At 43.3% G+C, this 17,259-nt stretch carries 11 protein-coding genes; 4 read left to right on the top strand and 7 right to left on the bottom strand.

Going from position 1 to position 17,259, the window contains the following annotated elements:
* Positions 1-8 precede the first annotated feature (8 nt).
* Complete coding sequence (locus QUB77_RS26010) at positions 9-1,427, top strand: ATP-binding protein (RefSeq protein WP_333296128.1); 1,419 nt, start codon at positions 9-11, stop codon at positions 1,425-1,427.
* Between the two features lie 303 nt (positions 1,428-1,730).
* Here QUB77_RS26010 and QUB77_RS26015 read toward each other — a convergent pair whose 3' ends face one another.
* The 4 genes from QUB77_RS26015 to QUB77_RS26030 form a co-directional block, all read right to left on the bottom strand.
* Positions 1,731-2,084: a slr1659 superfamily regulator gene (locus QUB77_RS26015; protein WP_333178762.1), complete on the bottom strand. Its 354-nt coding sequence runs from the start codon at positions 2,082-2,084 to the stop codon at positions 1,731-1,733.
* Between the two features lie 66 nt (positions 2,085-2,150).
* The gene (locus tag QUB77_RS26020; protein WP_333178759.1) at positions 2,151-2,762 is read right to left on the bottom strand and encodes a DUF6272 family protein; all 612 of its coding nucleotides are present in this window, start codon (positions 2,760-2,762) and stop codon (positions 2,151-2,153) included.
* Between the two features lie 31 nt (positions 2,763-2,793).
* On the bottom strand, positions 2,794-4,029 hold the full coding sequence (locus QUB77_RS26025; RefSeq protein WP_333178756.1) for an adenylate/guanylate cyclase domain-containing protein: 1,236 nt from the start codon (positions 4,027-4,029) through the stop codon (positions 2,794-2,796).
* A gap of 156 nt (positions 4,030-4,185) precedes the next feature.
* Positions 4,186-6,330 (bottom strand): SpoIIE family protein phosphatase, encoded by a 2,145-nt coding sequence (locus QUB77_RS26030; protein WP_333178754.1) that lies wholly within the window; start codon positions 6,328-6,330, stop codon positions 4,186-4,188.
* A gap of 175 nt (positions 6,331-6,505) precedes the next feature.
* On the opposite strand from QUB77_RS26030, the gene QUB77_RS26035 reads away from it, so the two are divergent.
* Positions 6,506-6,865, top strand: a complete 360-nt coding sequence (locus QUB77_RS26035) for a VOC family protein (protein WP_333178752.1) — start codon at positions 6,506-6,508, stop codon at positions 6,863-6,865.
* Between the two features lie 3 nt (positions 6,866-6,868).
* Positions 6,869-8,149, top strand: a complete 1,281-nt coding sequence (locus QUB77_RS26040; RefSeq protein WP_333178749.1) for a recombinase family protein — start codon at positions 6,869-6,871, stop codon at positions 8,147-8,149.
* 49 nt (positions 8,150-8,198) lie between these two features.
* Here the strand turns inward: QUB77_RS26040 and QUB77_RS26045 are convergent, their stop codons facing one another.
* The 3 genes from QUB77_RS26045 to QUB77_RS26055 all read right to left on the bottom strand — a co-directional run bounded on the left by QUB77_RS26045 (position 8,199) and on the right by QUB77_RS26055 (position 14,952).
* Entirely contained in the window at positions 8,199-9,416 is a 1,218-nt protein-coding gene (locus QUB77_RS26045; protein ID WP_333178815.1) for an adenylate/guanylate cyclase domain-containing protein, read from the bottom strand.
* Positions 9,417-9,610: 194 nt separating this feature from the next.
* Entirely contained in the window at positions 9,611-13,291 is a 3,681-nt protein-coding gene (locus QUB77_RS26050) for a GAF domain-containing protein (protein ID WP_333178746.1), read from the bottom strand.
* A 92-nt stretch (positions 13,292-13,383) separates the two neighbouring features.
* Positions 13,384-14,952, bottom strand: a complete 1,569-nt coding sequence (locus QUB77_RS26055) for an ATP-binding protein (RefSeq protein ID WP_333178744.1) — start codon at positions 14,950-14,952, stop codon at positions 13,384-13,386.
* A 650-nt stretch (positions 14,953-15,602) separates the two neighbouring features.
* On the opposite strand from QUB77_RS26055, the gene QUB77_RS26060 reads away from it, so the two are divergent.
* Positions 15,603-16,925: an AAA-like domain-containing protein gene (locus QUB77_RS26060; protein ID WP_333178742.1), complete on the top strand. Its 1,323-nt coding sequence runs from the start codon at positions 15,603-15,605 to the stop codon at positions 16,923-16,925.
* The last annotated feature ends 334 nt before the right edge of the window (positions 16,926-17,259 follow it).

Below are 17,259 nucleotides of genomic sequence, written 5' to 3' on the forward strand. Positions count from 1 at the left end.
TATTACCAATGGCGGCAATGAGAAACTATTTTAATCTGGAAGAAATTACGACAGCCAGAAAAATTAGTGCTGCGGTAATTAACATCAGCGGCCGCCAGCGAATGCTTTCCCAACGAACGGCTTTTTTTTGCATGAGGTTAGTTTGCTCTCAGAATGGGGTAGAAAGATCCAAACTGCGGGGAAATTTGTTAGAGGCGATCGAGCTTATGGAAAAATCGCACCGCGACTTAATTAATATTGGCAGCAGCATCAACTTAGTGAGTCCCCCTTCACCCGCCCTCAAGGCAATGTATTTTGAGCCGCCACTGTATTTAGACAAACAAGTGCGCGCATATATCGATCGAATAAAAGCATTGGTGGAAGTTCCCGATGCCGAACTCATGCTGGAAAATCCCCATCTGCTGTACATTGTCGAAGCAGCGGGCGGCGACTTGCTAGAAGCTTTCGATGCCGTGGTGAGTCAATACCAGCAAGAAAGCGAAATAGAACAATTTGAAATCGACCTCAAACAGGTTGAACTGTATCAAGAAAGTTGTGCTGCTACCGCGAAAGCAGAAGCTCAAGCGGCCGAGATCGATCGCGCACTTTACGAACTCAAACAAACTCAAGCTCAACTCCTCCACAGCGAAAAAATGTCTTCGCTGGGGGCGCTAATGGCTAGTATCGTCCACGAAATTAATAACCCAATTAGTTTTATTTACGGCAACTTGAGCCATGCCGCAATTTATACTCAAGATTTGTTGAACCTGCTGTGTCTCTATCAAGAATGCTATCCCAATCCCTGTCCCGAAATCACAGCTAAAATCGAAGAGATAGATCTTGGTTTCCTAGTTGAAGACTTGCCTAAAGTTATGTCTTCCATGCAAATGGGTTCCAATCGCATTCGCGAAATTGTCAAATCTATGGGCAACTTTTCGCGAACCGATAACAGTAACATGACCCTGTGCGATTTGCACGACAGCATTGACAGCACCGTGTTAATTTTGCGAAACCGTCTCAATTCTCAAATAGACCGTCGCGACATTCAAGTAGTTAAAAATTATGGAAAATTGCCTCTTGTAGAGTGTTATTCAGGACAGCTCAATCAAGTATTTATGAATCTAATTACCAACGCGATCGATGCTTTGGACGAAGTATCACAAAATCAGCCCTATGCTGCGCTAAAAATTTTGATCGCCACAGAATTAGCGGGGCCCGATCGCGTGAGAGTGCGGATTGCTGACACGGGAACTGGAATGACACCAGAGATAAAAGAACGAATGTTCGAGCAGTTTTTCACCACCAAGGAAATCGGTAAAGGTACCGGTTTAGGATTGTCTATTGTCTACAAAATTTTAGTAGAAAATCACCGAGGATCGCTTCGGTGCGAGTCGGAACCCTGCAAGGGAACCGAGTTTATCATTGAACTGCCGATCCAGCAAACTTAAGCAATTTACTAATCATCCAAATTTATCTATGTTAAGTGTGGCACGGGCGTCCCGCCTGTGTTAATTGTCTGTGGCAGGGGCGCCCCGCCTGTGTTAACTGTATGTGGCACGGGCGTCCCGCCTGTGTTAGCTGTAATAAAATTTTACCAGAAAGAATTGGTTTAAAGCCCCAAGCATGAGCGGGAGAAATTAAAAGAAGACTATTCATTACTCCAATCCTCGGACTTCCAGGTAGAGGTCGCCCTCTTGCGGTCAACTGTCAACAGTCAACTGTCCACTGTCAACTGTCAACTGAAACATATCCTACCCTAATTCGAGCTTCAAACTTGGCAACAGCTTTTCTAAATTTCTGAGAGATTTCTGTTGCCAAGGAATATCATTTGAACCCAATACCAAAAGTTGAATCGTTTTCTTTTTGCGGACGCTAATTACAAATTTAGACAGCATACTGATACCAGAACTGTTAACAAAGTCCAATTTTTTTAGGTTCAAGGTAATAGTAGGCGGTTCGCCATTGGCGACCTCATCTAACAATTCGGCTATTGGTGCATACTCTGCAGGGCCACTCAGGCTAAGTTCGCCTTGGAAAGTGAGTGTGACTAATTCGGGATCGTACTGAATACTGTAATCTTCACCTTTAATTTCTTGAATGCCCATTGTGATTTTGTTTCCTGAGTAAAATATTGCGGTCGCACAAGAGAGTAAATATGGAAATGCTAGAAACTACACCCTAATTTGAACCACAGTCGTAACAATGATGGTATCACTATCTGGTCTGCGCTCGAATTTCCAACCTATCTTAGCTGAATAGTCATTAATCATCGTCAGCAATCCCAATCCCGATGTATCACTTTCAGCTTCCGCATTCTTTTCAAGCTGCTGCAAATAAAGTTCATTGGGATCATCGGACTCCAGAATTTCTCCAATAAACTCCTTCAACTTCTTAGCCCCTTCTGGATTGACACTATTACTGGCAAAAATTACCGCCGTCACCTCTGTTTCACCAATAAAGTGTATGCCAAATTTGACTTTGTAATTGATATCATCCTTATTAAACTTTATCGCATTTTCTAATAGTTCGTTGGCTACGTAGCTCACAGCTCCCTTGCTTTCTTTGATCCGTTTCTCGCTGCTAGCATCCTCCTCATCCACCGGTAGAAAGCTAGACAAATAATCGGCTACAAAATGAGCTGAAAGCCGATTGTTGCGCCAGCGCTGTTTGATGGGGCGAGAACTGGGGGTAAATGTAAGTTCTAGGGAATCGTGTTCAGGAGGAAATTCTTCAATGAATTCTCCAAAGATTTGTGTCATTGTTTTTAAGCTTCCAGATGTCATGATTTCTCTCCCTCAAATTGATGTATTAATGTCACTTCTGGGTGAATTTCCACACGCCATTCCAGTTAGCAGGAATACTATTTACTAACAGCGATTGGATGCGTTTTAGGTAAAGTTGACTGGGCTTGTCATCTGGATTTAGGGCTACTATCTGTTTAAAACAAACTATGGCCTTAGCAAAATTTCCCTGACAATACTCTTGGAGTCCCTCCTCAAATATAGGCAAAGTTTGAATTTTGAGCGATCGCACTGGTTCTACTTCAACATCTAACACCTCACAAACTGAAATGGCTTCTTGTCTACCTTTGACAATAGCCCGATCCAAAAAACGGATATGATACTTTTCGGGTTGACTCAAACGTTGTACCACATCTCCAGAAATTAATAAAGATACGCCATAATACTTAGTCAAGCCTTCCAGACGAGCGGTGAGATTGACATGATCTGAGAGCGCATCTGCTTGCATCCGATTTGCGTCACCAATAATCCCAACCATCGTATCACCCACATGGATACCAATGCCAATCTTCAGCGGTATATCCCCATTTATTTTACGGCTTTGATTGTATTTCTGCAACTGCTCCAATTTCACAATTCCTGCCCCAATAGCATCATCCACGCCATCAGGAAAAACTGCCATAACTCCATCTCCAATATACTTGACAATAAAACCGTTGTGCTTACGAATTACGGGACTAATTTGCTGTAAATAGTTATTGATGAAGTCAAAGTTTTCTTGAGGAGTCATTTGCTCCGCCATCGTGGTGAACGAACGCATATCGGAAAACATAATTGCCATCTCTTTGCTCACGTGATCTCCAAGCTGGAAATCAACCATGCTCTGCTTGCCGAGAAATTGGAGAAATTCATCGGGAACGAAACGTCCGTAAGCCTGCAAAAGTTTCTCTAATTCTTGTTCCCGCGCTTTCACCGTTTGCACCATATGGGAAAATACCTGTGCCAGTTCTCCCAGTGCATCACTGCGCGCTGCCACATCTGACAATATCTGGGGTTGAAAGCTATTATTTTTTACAGCAATAGCTGCATCTATAACCTTTTTTACCTGCTCGATGTAAGTCTGCATCTCTCGGTTTTTATGACGGATCTGGTTTTCCAGATCCGTGGAGTGTTCCGTGATAATTTCTACTAAAGTTTCATAGCTGTTTTTTTCATCCTCTACTTCCTCAAGTTTTTCCCTCAACTCCTGTAGCTGGTTATGGAGTTCTTCTGGAGATTTAGATGGTGCTAAATTTATTTGTGGTTTCATAATTTATACTTCCGAAGCTGGAAGCGCAAAGTTGTTTTACTTCCTCGCTGTAAATTATTATAACTTACAGGCGCAGAACTCGAAATCTTGTTTCTGCGTCGATGCTTGACCACTAAATCCAAGACCCTTGGTAGAAACCGGGTTGACGACCGTCAATCATAAATTATGCACAATATTTCCCTGTTGTTTCAATACTAGCAAAGTAATGTCATCAAATACCTTTTGTTCTCCAATAAATTTTCGCAAATCAGCGATGGTCGCTTCCTTGATTTGTTCCGCGCTCAAATGCCAGTTTTGAGAAACCACTTCACAGAGTCTTTCGATACCGTAGAATTTTTTGTGCATATTTCTAGCTTCCGGGATGCCGTCAGTATAAAGCACCACCCCGTCCCCAGGCTCTAAGTCTACTAAAACATGGCTAATCCAATCGGAAATATCCTCATCTAAGGCAAGCGGAAATCCTAAATTCATGGTGTCTATCCGCTGGACTTGACCACCTTTCCTGACCACAAGAGTTTCCTCATGTTGGCCGCTGATACTAATTGTGCGATCCGCATAGTTGAGCAAAGCTAGTGTCATATTTTTGTCGGAGTTCATGCGCTGGACATTTTTATAAAGAGTGCGGTTTATGGTATCTAAAAAACGCACCGGGTTGGATTCTTGCATTTCCTGAAGAGTGCGGACAGCAGCTTGAGTCATCACCATTAAAATGCCGCTTTCTAATCCGTGTCCGGTGACATCACCAATGCAAATCGTGACCACCCCGTTAGTACAAAGTACGTCGTAATAATCACCGCCTACTTCCGAGGCTGGCTCCATAAATCCGGAAATATCTAAATCTTCAATGGCTGCGAGTTCAGCAGGTTTTGGCAGAATCAACTGCTGCATTTGTTTGAGCATATCGAGTTCGGAACTCATGCGGATGTTTTCCGCTTTCAGGCGCTGGTTGAGAGCGACAATTAGTTTAGCGGCTCTGGCGAGTTCTGAGGTGCGTTCTTTGACTTTATCTTCTAGAGTTTCAAAGGATTCTTGCTGTTGTCTCGCCATGCTGTTAAAGGAATTTGTTAAGGTTTCAATTTCCAAAATCCGGCTGGAATCAACGTTCTGGTTGAGATCACCACCTGCTAGAGATTGTGAAGCTTGAGCAATTTGATTCAGGGGGCGAGTAATCCAGCTAGCGGTGAAAATACCCACTCCAACAGAGACAATTAGAGCCACAATACACAGCAAAAAGGTCTGGCGAGTATTAGCATAAATTTGCGTCATAAAGTCGGCTTCAGGAACTACTACTACAATCAGCCAATTGAGACCGTACTTGTCAGTTAGCGGAGAAACTTGGATAAATTGCCGCTCACCGTTCAGCTTAAAGTCAAGTTGAACAGTTTGATCGATGTCTTCCAAACGCTTGAATCGATCGAGCAGATAAACCACCGTTTGACGCATCAGCGGGTTGCTACTTTCCTGTGCTTTGATCCGCTTTGTATCTTTCCCTATTCCCACCGAAAGAGGCTGTTCTTTAACCGAGGTGGCTATTAATTCACCCTGCGGTTCAATGATAAATACTTGACCGGAATTACCCACCCTTAAGGTTTGCAGGAAGTGGCGAATTTGATCTAGTCCCATCTGGCAAGTCAGCACGCCAATTAGTTTCCCTTCGCCATCATAATAGGGTAGACTCGCATTAATTTGCAGCGTACCATAACCAAAATTAATATAAACTTCACTCCAAGCTGCCTGTTTCTTCTCAACAGCTACTTTGTAAAAAGGGCGCGTGCGAACGTCATAATTGGGGGTGGTTTTTTCGATTGTTGTCGGGTTTCCATTATCGTCAAGGTTGTAATATATCAAGTCGCCGCCCCCCGGAATCAGTTGCTGGGCAAGCTGAGGTTTTTCAAGTCCAACCAGCCGATTTACCCAACCCACACGCAGGTACTGACCTTTTTCGTTGGCAATTCCGGCGTGACCGATCGATTTAAATTGCAGAACTTGTTTCCAAAAATAGGATCGAGCTTGCTCCAAATCGTCAAAGTTCAACACTCCCAAAGGTACAGCATCCTGATTGATCTGATTCACCAGTGGCGGAGCTTCCAGATAGGTTTGAACACGTTCGTAAACTCTCGCACTCACTTCGTGCCGCAACTGACTAACAATATCGTTGACTATCTGCTCTCCGTTTCTGTAAGAAAGATAGCCAACGCAGCCAACAGCAGCCAAAATTTGGAGAACAAAGGGAACTACCAAGACATTGCGGAGACGGAATTTGCCCGCTTTGGAGACGATCGCACTTTTTTGAGAAACCATTGTTAAAAACACTCCCAGCGGGCAGTTTTTTGTTACAAGACTTGATAATGGATATATTAAGAGCGACTCACAATGTTATCATATCAAAAACTCAACCAACATCAAAAAATCTGCGTTCATCAGCGCTCATCTGCCTCCATCAGCGGTTACAATAAAAAAATAAATCCCAACAAAAATGCAAATTACCCAATCCCTCCACAGCGCCCTACTCATCTCCAACCTCGAACAATCCCAACACTTTTACAGCACTGTACTAAAACTGCAAAAAATCGATCGAGACTTAAAATTTCCCGGAATCTGGTATCAAATCGGCGAGTTCCAACTCCACCTAATTTTAGGTGCAACAATTATCCCAGATGCCGTAGACCATGCCAAATGGGGACGCAACCGACACTTAGCATTTTCTGTGGCTAACTTAGAGGCAGCCAAACAGCAGTTAATCGCTCACAATTGCCCGTTCCAAATGAGCGCGTCAGGTCGATCGGCATTATTTACCCAAGATCCCGATGGCAACATCATCGAACTCAGCGAGTAAAAGATGAAAATCATCGCCTATTCTTACACCGAACCGCTACTCGAAGCAGCACCCGCACCGGAAATTTGGGGTCAAGAAGTCGATCGCACCTATCAAGACTTAGGAGGGCGACAACAACTGCAACAACTCCTCAAAGACTGCGAAACAGAACCAGTCAAATACCTGTTAATTCAGCGTTTTGAAGAACTCGGCGACACCGTACAGCAAGTGTGTTCGCACCTCGCCCAACTCGAAAACCTCGGCGTCGAAATCATCGTACAAGCAGAAACAGAACCGCGAAACCGCCAAAACTTGCTGCAAATCCTCGCAGAAATCCAGCGCAGCCAACACAGCCGGAGTATTCGCAAAGGACACGCCCGCAACCGCATCAAATCCCGGATTCCACCGGGTAAGGCTCCCTACGGCTACCGGCGCAGCAAAGATTGTTATACGATCGATAAAACCACCGCCCCCACCGTCAAAGACTTTTTTGAACACTTTTTAATTTACGGTTCCTTGCGAGGTTCCGTGCGGTATTTAGCCAAGAAATACAACAAGAAAATCTCTGTAAGCACCGGTCGCCGCTGGCTGACAAATCCCGCCTACCGAGGCGATTTGGAATATCAAAACGGCCAAGTAATTTCTAACACCCACGTCCCGATTATTTCCAGAGAAGAAGCCGCCCAAATAGACAGGTTACTGCGCCGCAACCGCTGCCTTTCTCCTCGCAGCGCTAGCGCCCCACGTTCCCTCGCAGGTTTAGCAATTTGTGGAGAATGCAAATCGCCCATGACAGTTGCCAAAGTCACCTCCTACCGCAAACAAAAAGAATACCTTTATTTGCGACCGATTAACTGTCCAAAACAGCCTAAATGTAGCGGCCTTTCCTACGATGAAGTATTGCAATTAACCATCGCCGGTATTTGTCGGGATTTACCCGATGCTGTTGCTGGGTTGCAAATGCCGAATATGAATGGAATTAAAGCAGGAATTGTCAGGGCGATCGCCTCGAAACAAGAAATCATAGATCAACTTCCCGCCCTGATTGACAGCGGCATATTAGACACCGAAACGGCAGAGTTTAGAGCCTACAAAATCCGCACCGAAATTGCCGAACTGCAAAGCAAATTAGCGCAACTACCCCCAGTAAATTTGCGAGAAACTGCCCAAACAGTTTCCCTGCCGCAATTTTGGCTCGATTTATCAGAATCAGAACGCAGGTTTTACTTTCGAGAATTTATCGATCGCATTGAAATCCTCCGGGAAAATACAAATTGGAATCTGCAAATTATTTTCATTTTTTAATAATTAGCTCGACGTTCATCCAGAGTTCCTACGTTAGATGCCCGACTTCTTAAATAATTCGGGTATTTGGGTACTCTATTAGTTCGGTAGGAGTGGACTGCGTTTGACAATAATCAGTTTCACCCGCTGAATTATCTTTTGTAGCCTTTAGCCAATAGGCGATCATCTCTCCTTTACCTTTAACCGTGATCGCACCTCTTTCCTCAAATAAATACCGATCTTTTAACAATTCGTAAATAGCCGTAGTAACTTGAATATATCCCGGTAATCCTTGACATTCCATCCGAGAAGCAACATTAACAGTATCTCCCCACAAGTCATATATAAATTTTTTAGTGCCAATTACGCCAGCAACTACCGGCCCTGTATGAATGCCAATCCGAATTTGAAATGGTTCGCCTCTGTCAGTTTGAAAATCCGCGATCGCTTCCTGCATATCCAAGGCCATATTCGCGATCGCTTCTACATGATCTGCCCTCGGCACAGGCAACCCCCCGGCCACCATATAAGCATCTCCAATGGTTTTAATTTTTTCCAAACCGTGTTTTTCAGTTAGTTGGTCAAATCTTGAAAAAATCTGGTTCAGTACATTTACCAATTCTAGAGGTAACATTCTAGCAGCAATAGACGTAAAATCGACAATATCGGCAAAAAGAACTGTTGCTGAATCAAACCTCTGGGCAGGATAACCCTCGCCCTTTTTCAAATTTTCAACAATCGCTGCTGGTAAAATATTCAGCAATAAATGATCCGACTTTGTTTGAGCAAGCCGTAAAGCTACCTCCACCCCCTGCCGCTCTTTAATTTCGTTTTGCAAACGTTCCACAAGTTCTTGGAATTGCTTCGTTTGCTGTTGAAGTAACTGTTGTTGACTTTGAATAGTTAACTGATTTGCCACTCGTGCCAATACTTCTTTACCATGAAAAGGTTTAGTAATATAGTCAACTGCTCCCACATCAAAAGCTTTCACTTTATCTAAAACGTCATCTAAGGCGCTTAAGAAAATCACGGGAATGGAACTGGTTTTTGGTGAAGCTTTCAACTTTGCACATACCTCATACCCATTCATCTCTGGCATCATCACGTCCAGCAAAATTAGAGTCGGCGGAAACTCTTGCACTGTAGCGATCGCCCTTTGCCCGTTCAGCGCTTTACGAACCTGATACCCTTGTTCGGTCAAGATTGTAGATAAAAGCCGCACATTATCGGGTTTATCATCAACTACTAAAATGTTGGCTTGAATTGTAGGATATTGATGGCTGTCCATGCGATCGCTCACGGTAGTTTGTCAAGATATAATATATTAACACTTAAGAAGTTTACCTCAAAAAAAAGCAACGGTAGAAATTCCGATTTACCTTGCTAAAAATAGATGGGAAGGAGACGGTATTGGGGCGTAAAGTTAGGTTTTTTTTAAATAAAATAGCCTCCCAAGTTAAGATTAGTTGAAAACTGGTATTTTTACCTCGTCGCAACTGCTGACTGCGCTATATCTATAATATCGTCAAATAGGAAATCCTGCACCAAAGTAGTTAAGTATTCTGCGGCAAAAGCAAACTCGCTCGGCATTTCCCCAATCAACTTGACAATTTTATCGTCGCAACATTCATGAGCAGCATGAGATAGCTTTTCTACCCACTCAAGAGGCATTTGACCGAGTTGTGACTCGACAGATTGATTCCTATCCACTCCGCTAATTTCGTTTTCATTTTCTCGTGGTGCATCAACAGATTCCTCGTAAATGTAACGTACTCCTAAAAGTTCTTCCATTTTCGCAAATAGTATCTTTGCCTCGAAGGGTTTACGCATGAAATCATCGCATCCTGCTCCTAAAATAGTTTGTCGTTCCTCTTCAAAAGCGCTCGCAGTAAGAGCAACTATTACAGTTTGTTTTCCGAGAGGATGAGCTTTAATTTTTTTGGTGGCTTCATAGCCATCCATGACAGGCATCTGCATATCCATCCAGATTAGGTGCGGTTGCCAATCCTCCCATACCGCAATAGCTTCTTGACCATCTCTAGCTTCTCGCACGAGGATGCCTAGTGGTGACAATAATCTCTCTATTACTAGGCAGTTATCGGCGCGATCGTCAACAACCAAAATCCGGTATTCTGGTTGATTCGGTGCTAAACCAATTACTTTTTTCTGCGGTTTAAGAATTTTAATCTCCGTGGGAGTGGCATGGTTGATTTGAATATCAAATGCAAACTTACTTCCCAACTGAGGTGTACTGCTGACAGTAATATCTCCTCCCATCATTTGTACAAATTTGCGGCTAATTGGTAAACCTAATCCAGTCCCCTGTTGAGATTTTTGACCTGTTTTTGTTTGCTCAAATGGTTCAAATAACTTATTCATTTCTTCTGTGGCAATGCCAAGGCCAGTATCTTCAATTTCAAACTCAAGGCGTAACAATTCCGGGTGAAGGTGATTCGCCTCTACACAATCACAGTCGGCCAAGCTTTCGGAGTGATTAAAACCAGTGCACCATCCGGGTTTTCTTTGTATAGCTGCGGTTTCAACCGCTAAGCTTTCGGAATGTTCACAACCCGCCCCGATAAGTTTTGTTTGTGTGCCCGAAAACTCTGCGGTTTCAGCCCCCAAACTTTTTTCTACCTTCTTTTTCACTCGCAAAGTAACGCTACCCATCTCTGTAAACTTGATCGCATTTCCTACAAGATTAATCAAAATTTGGCGCAATTTACCTTCATCTCCACTAACAAAGTCCGGTACACCGTCACCCACTTCAAGATTTAGCTGCAATTTCTTAGATTTAGCTTTTAATCGAAACATTTCTTCTAAGGTTTTTAGCAAGCGCATTAAATTAAAACTGCTTTCATTAAGCTGACTTCGGCCGGCTTCAATTTTGGACATTTCCAAAATGTCATTAATTAGCGAAAGCAAGTGTTCACCGGCGCGATTAATAATTTCTAGGTGCTGTTGGTGTTGATTGTTGAGAGATGAATCGCGCACCATCACCTGACTAAATCCGAGAATGGCATTCAGGGGAGTTCGCAGTTCGTGGCTCATAGAAGAAAGGAATTCGCTCTTGGCGCGGTTAGCTGTATCAGCAGCTACGACAGCTTTTTGTAATGCTGTTTCTGCTAATTTGCGTTCGGCAATTTCTGTTTTGGCTTGTTCAAAAAGGGTGGATTGCTGGATGGCAATTGCTAGCTGCACGGAAATTTGCTGGAGAGATTCTATCTCAGAAGAGTTCCAATGCCTTTGACTGCGGCAGTGATGAGCAATGAGTAGACCCCATAGTTTTTCCCCTTGCAAAATGGGAACCACGAGGTTAGCTTTAATTTCCAACTCACTCAGTAAATTAACGTGGCACTCTGAAAGGCCTGCCGCATAAATATTGTCGATCGCACGCAGATGTCCCTGCTCGTAAACAGAGACGTAGCGTTCTCGAAAACAAGGGTCATTAATGTCAATTCCCAAAATCGGCATCGTACCGACGGATACCGACTCGACGGCTATAAATCCACTCCAATCTGGATTAAAGCGGTAAATAACTGTTCTATCAGTTGACAAAAACTGGCGCACTTCTTCCACAGCCATTGTCATTACTTCTTCTAGGTTAAGAGAGGAGCGAATCCGCTCTTGGATAGAATTCACGAGCCGCTCCCTTTTTACTTGTTGCTGCAAAGCTGCTTCCGCCTGTTTGCGAGCAGTAATATCTACTCCATAACCCACGCACTCCACAGGTATGCCAGCAGAATTTTTAACTAACTTGATCTCATCATATATCCAGCGATAAGTACCGTCTTTGTGCCGTTCGCGGTATTCGTAGGAAATCGATTCTTTTTCCAATATTTGAGCGAATGTAGTTGCAACATTTTCTCGATCGTCTGGGTGAATGAGGCTATGCCAATCAAGGGAACCATCAAGAAATTCTCTCGCTTCATAACCCATCATTGAAACAATATTATCGCTGACAAATGTTACGTCATAATTTCCCCCTAATTTGCAGCTAAAAATCACCGCCGGGGTAGTCGCCAGCAAATATTGCAAGCGTTCGGTGACAGAACGCAAGTTTAACTCGGCTTGCTTGCGATCGCGAGCTTCCATTGCTAAAGCTGCGATCTGCGCCACATAGCTAGCAAAGCTTTGTTCGTCGAGCGTCCAATTCCTGGTCGTTCCCTGATGTTCTAAACAAATTACACCCGCAATTTGCCCTTTATGGGTAATAGGAACATCTAGCATCGACGAGATGTTTAAAGGCCTCAAATAAGATTCGCTAAATTCTAGGGTGCGCGGATCGGTTGTGGCATCAACCGCTGCGAGCGCCTGTTCTGTATTTAAAGCTTGGAAATAGCTAGGATAGTCAGCAACTTTCAGTTCTGCACCCCCGCTGTGTTGATTGGGTGTCAGTTCGTAAAGATCGGCACAGCACATCGCGGATTTATCTTCCTGATAAAACCAAATACTTGCCCGCTCAACATTCAGGGTACGAGTTGCCATTTGCGTAATCTCTCTCAACGCCTCGCCGATATTTCCCTCGTAGATACTAGAATTTTTGGCTAATTCTAGCAAACCATTTTGTTGTTCTGTTAACCTAGTTTCTCGTTCCCGCAAAGCGGATTCAGCAGCTATTCTTTCTCTTATTTCAGCTTCTAAATAACCATTAATTTCTGTCAACTCTGCGGTGCGTTCTTGAACTTTAATTTCTAAATCATCATAAGCGTGGCGCAACGCTAATTCTGCATCTTCACGCACCGCAATCTCACTCTGCAACTTGCGATTTATGGCTTCTAATTCTTGGGGGGTTTTTAAAGACAAAAACTGGGGCAATAGTGTTACCATCGAAGCAGCGGTGTAGCAGGAAACCAGTGCAGTAACTCCTTTCTCAATCCCCGACAGCCAATAAGCAGAATGCCACAACGTCCAAATGTCTAGCAAGTGTCCCGTGCCGCAGAGAATAATAAATGCACCAAATAAAGCAAATATTCCTAAAAAAGGAACATCGCGCCGCTTGAAGATAAAATAAATCAGCATCGCCGGAATTGAATAGTAGGCGATCGCGATTAAAAAGTCCCCAGTTACGTGCAGCCACACTAAAGGCGTTTGCCAAAGATAGCAATGACCGTGAGGCATATACTGAGTTGGGGAAAAGATATTTTTGAGTGCTTCCCACATAATACTTGTTATTGGCAGATAATATGGATTTGATGATGCCTAAGTTAGGCAAAAAATAAAAAAAACCGAAAATTGTAGCTGGGGATTAAGGATTATTTATTAACGCCTAAACCCAGCTTGTTCATAACAGCTTGCTTCTGCACTAGGTGGCGATCGCCCAATTGCGATCGCAAAGGAATTTCAATGATAAACTCAGTACCTCTCCCAACCTCGGAAGTGCAGCGCAAATAACCTTCATGGGCTTTAATAATCTGATAAGAAATTGCCAAACCCAGCCCGGTACCAGCACCGATAGGTTTCGTTGTATAAAATGGATCGTAAATTTTAGCGATCGCATCATAATCTATGCCAGTGCCATTATCAGCAATGTGAATCTGCACCCACTTGCCCTCAACTAAAAGCGTGCGGATGCGAATTTTTAGCAGTGGGCAATAGGTATTTTGTAAGTTGTCAGAGAAATTATTTTCCCAATAGCCGTTGGGGAAATCCCCCTGCGCTACACTCTGTTCTAAAGCATCAATAGCATTAGAAACAATGTTCATAAAAACTTGGTTAAGCTGCCCCGCGTAGCATTCTAATAGTGGCAAATCTCCATACTCTTTAATCACTTGAATTGGCGGACGGTTTGGTTGTTCTTTCAAGCGGTGCTGCAAAATCATTAAAGTGCTGTCGAGCCCTTCATGGATATTTACTTTTTTCATATCAGCTTCGTCTAAACGGGAGAAAGTGCGTAAAGATTTAACAATCTCCTTAATCCGCTCTGCTCCTATTTTGATTGAACCAAAAAGTTTTTGCAAGTCTTTTAAAATAAAATCGAGTTCGATAGTGTGAATCTTGTCTGCTATTTCCGGCACCGGGGTGGGGTAATAAACTTGATAAGCCTTAATCAATGCCAAAATATCTTTAATGTATTCCTCCGCGGGAATCAGATTGCCATAAATGAAGTTAACAGGGTTATTGATTTCGTGAGCAACCCCAGCTACCATTTGCCCCAAAGAAGACATTTTTTCAGTTTGCACGAGTTGAGTTTGAGCGCCTTTAAGTTGTTGCAGAGTTTCCTCTAGCTGCTGAGTTCGTTCAAGTAGTTTCGCTTCCGAGTGTCGCAATGAATTTTCAGCCAAAGAGCGATCGCGATTTTCCTGTAGCAAAAGTTCATTAGTGGATTCTAAAGCGATCGTCCTCTCCATCACCCGTTTTTCCAATTCTAGCATTAATTCCGAGAGTGCTTCTTGAGCTTGTTTGCGCTCGCCAATCTCATTTTGTAAAGCTACATTTGCCACCGCCAATTGATCGGGACTGGGAATAGCCAAGATTTTTGGGATTAGTTCCACCAGCACTGCTGCTGTACTTAGCGAAATCAGCGCCGTAATCGCTTTAAGAAAACCAGAGAACCAATAATTAGGATGCCACAGCGTCCATATTTCCATAATATGGGTAATCCCGCAGCAGATAATAAAAGAGCCAAACAGCATGAAAACCCAGTCAAAAGGCAAGTCTTTCCGCTTATTAACAATATAAATCAGCGTGATCGGTATCAAAAAATAAGCGACGGCTATCAAACCATCGGACAAAATGTGCAGCCCCACTAATCCAGGCTTCCACAAGTAGCAATGACCGTGAGGAATAAAATAATTAGGAAAAATTTTATGAACCATTTGCATTAAATCAAGTAGGTTATTTGCTAAATTTTTTAAGACAGGATTACAGGGAAATCCAAAAACCTGCTAGCACAAAAAGAAGAATTATGCTTTTGGACTTAACGCTTGTGATGAGTAAATGCAGCGATCTGAAACTACTGTTAATTAAATTAACATCAATCGACTCAGCTTTCGCAAAGTCAACTGTCACATTTTTAATTCGGCCTTCACTACCAACTGTGACACCGGCATGACATTTTGGCCAACGATCAAGAAAAACTAAGCGCAGATTCGTTTCCAGTAGGAGCGCCAGCGCCCATTGAAATTAGGTTATAGCACTCAGCGATCCGTCAGACAACCGGGAAATTACCAGATTTAAAGGGTGTCACGGATTTCACTTAACGAAGAGAACCATTCTCCAAAGCCTGTAGAGGTGGGTTCACTCTTGTACTCTTGAAGAGTGCAGACAGGTTAAATACACCCACCCCCACCCCGCGAGGGAATTCTTTATTGATAGTGATACTCTTTGGGGGAGAATTAACCGATGTGACCAATTACCCCCTGAAAAATGTCGCGACAGCATCGTGTCGCAATCCAATCGGCGATCGCTCTGAGCTTTACACTCAATCATAAGTGATAATATCAACGATACACTTATATGGTTATTGCCAGTTATGACGATAGATGAGGTACTACAGCTAACTCGTGTCCGATTACAAAAAGATTTATATCCCGTACAAGAAATCATACTCCGCCAAGTTTGGGAAGGAAAGACTTATACAAGTATCGCATCTGGCTCTCATTACGGAGAGCATTACCTGAGAAACATCGCCTCGTCTTTGTGGCAATCTCTCTCTCAAATCTTGCAGACATCTATTAGCAAATCAAATTTTCGCTCTTGTGTAGAATCACGTTCCCTGACCGCAGAGGAACGAGAATTAATTGAAGCATTCACCCGCAGCAAATGCCTAGCAACACCTTTAGAATTTCCCGGCTCTCCCGTGCCCCTGGATTCGCCCTTTTATATCCCTCACCCGCTAATTGAAGAACTGGCCTATCGAGAGATTACTAAACCCGGAAGTGTGCTGCGGATTAAAGCTCCCAGGAAGATGGGAAAAAGTTCCCTTCTGCTACGGATTTTAGAGCGCGCGACTTCTCTTGACTATCGAACTGTAAGTTTAGATTTTCAGCAAGCCGAGGAAGCTGTTTTAGCCAATTTCGATAAATTTTTACGCTGGTTTTGTGCCAACATCAGCCGTAACCTAGAATTACCACCTCTATTAGATGATTATTGGGATGAAGACATGGGTAGCAAAGTAAGCTGTACCATCTATTTGCAACAATATGTATTAGCAGAAATAAGTACCCCTCTTGTGTTAGCTTTAAATGAAGTAAATATAATTTTTGAATATCCAAAAATTGCCCGAGAATTTTTGCCGCTCCTGCGAAGCTGGCATGAAGAAGCAAAGCGGATTGAAAGTTTGGGAAAACTGAGGTTAATCGTTCTTCACTCCACAGAAATTTATATTCCTTTAAAACTCAGTGAATCGCCTTTTAATGTCGGTTTACCGCTGCAATTGCCCTATTTTACAGAAGAGCAGATACTTGCTTTAGCGCAGCGTCACGGACTGGATTGGACAGATAGCCCCGATGCCGATCGACTCATGGCAATGGTGGGGGGACATCCTTATCTGGTGCGGCTAGCTCTTTACCACCTCTGTCAAAACAGTGTAACCCTAGATCAGCTACTACAAGAAGCTCCCACAATAGCGGGAATTTATAAAGGTTACTTGCGGAGTTTTTGGGCAACATTGCAAGAGTACCCTGAACTTGGGGTTGCACTTAAACAAGTGGTAAAATCGGAACACGGAGTGGAATTAGATCCGATAGTGGCTTCTAAATTATTTAGTATGGGGCTGATTCATATCGATAACAACCGCTGTACGCTAAGCTGCGAGTTGTACCGCATCTATTTTGGTTCGCACAACTTTATTTAGATACGATTTACGCAGTCGATCCCCCAAACCCCCTTAAAAAGCACGGCTGTAACATGGCTCTCAAAACTACAATCCGTCAGGGGTTGAAACCCCTGCCTCATGGCGAAAGTCGTCTGAAGACGACTCACATAGTCAGGACTTACGCATTGTAACGGCAGTATAAGGTTTGAGATTGCTTCGCTTCGCTCACAATGACAGAATTCCATTAGATGTGCGTAAGTCCTGATAGTAATATATAGTCGTCTAAAGACGACTTTCGCTATTAGCCCCGAACTTAAGTTCCGGGCGGGTTTCGGGAGAATGAAACAGCTAAAGAGATTCTCTACATACTCAG

The organism is Microcoleus sp. AT9b-C3 (genome assembly GCF_036705485.1).
GTDB lineage: Bacteria > Cyanobacteriota > Cyanobacteriia > Cyanobacteriales > Microcoleaceae > Microcoleus.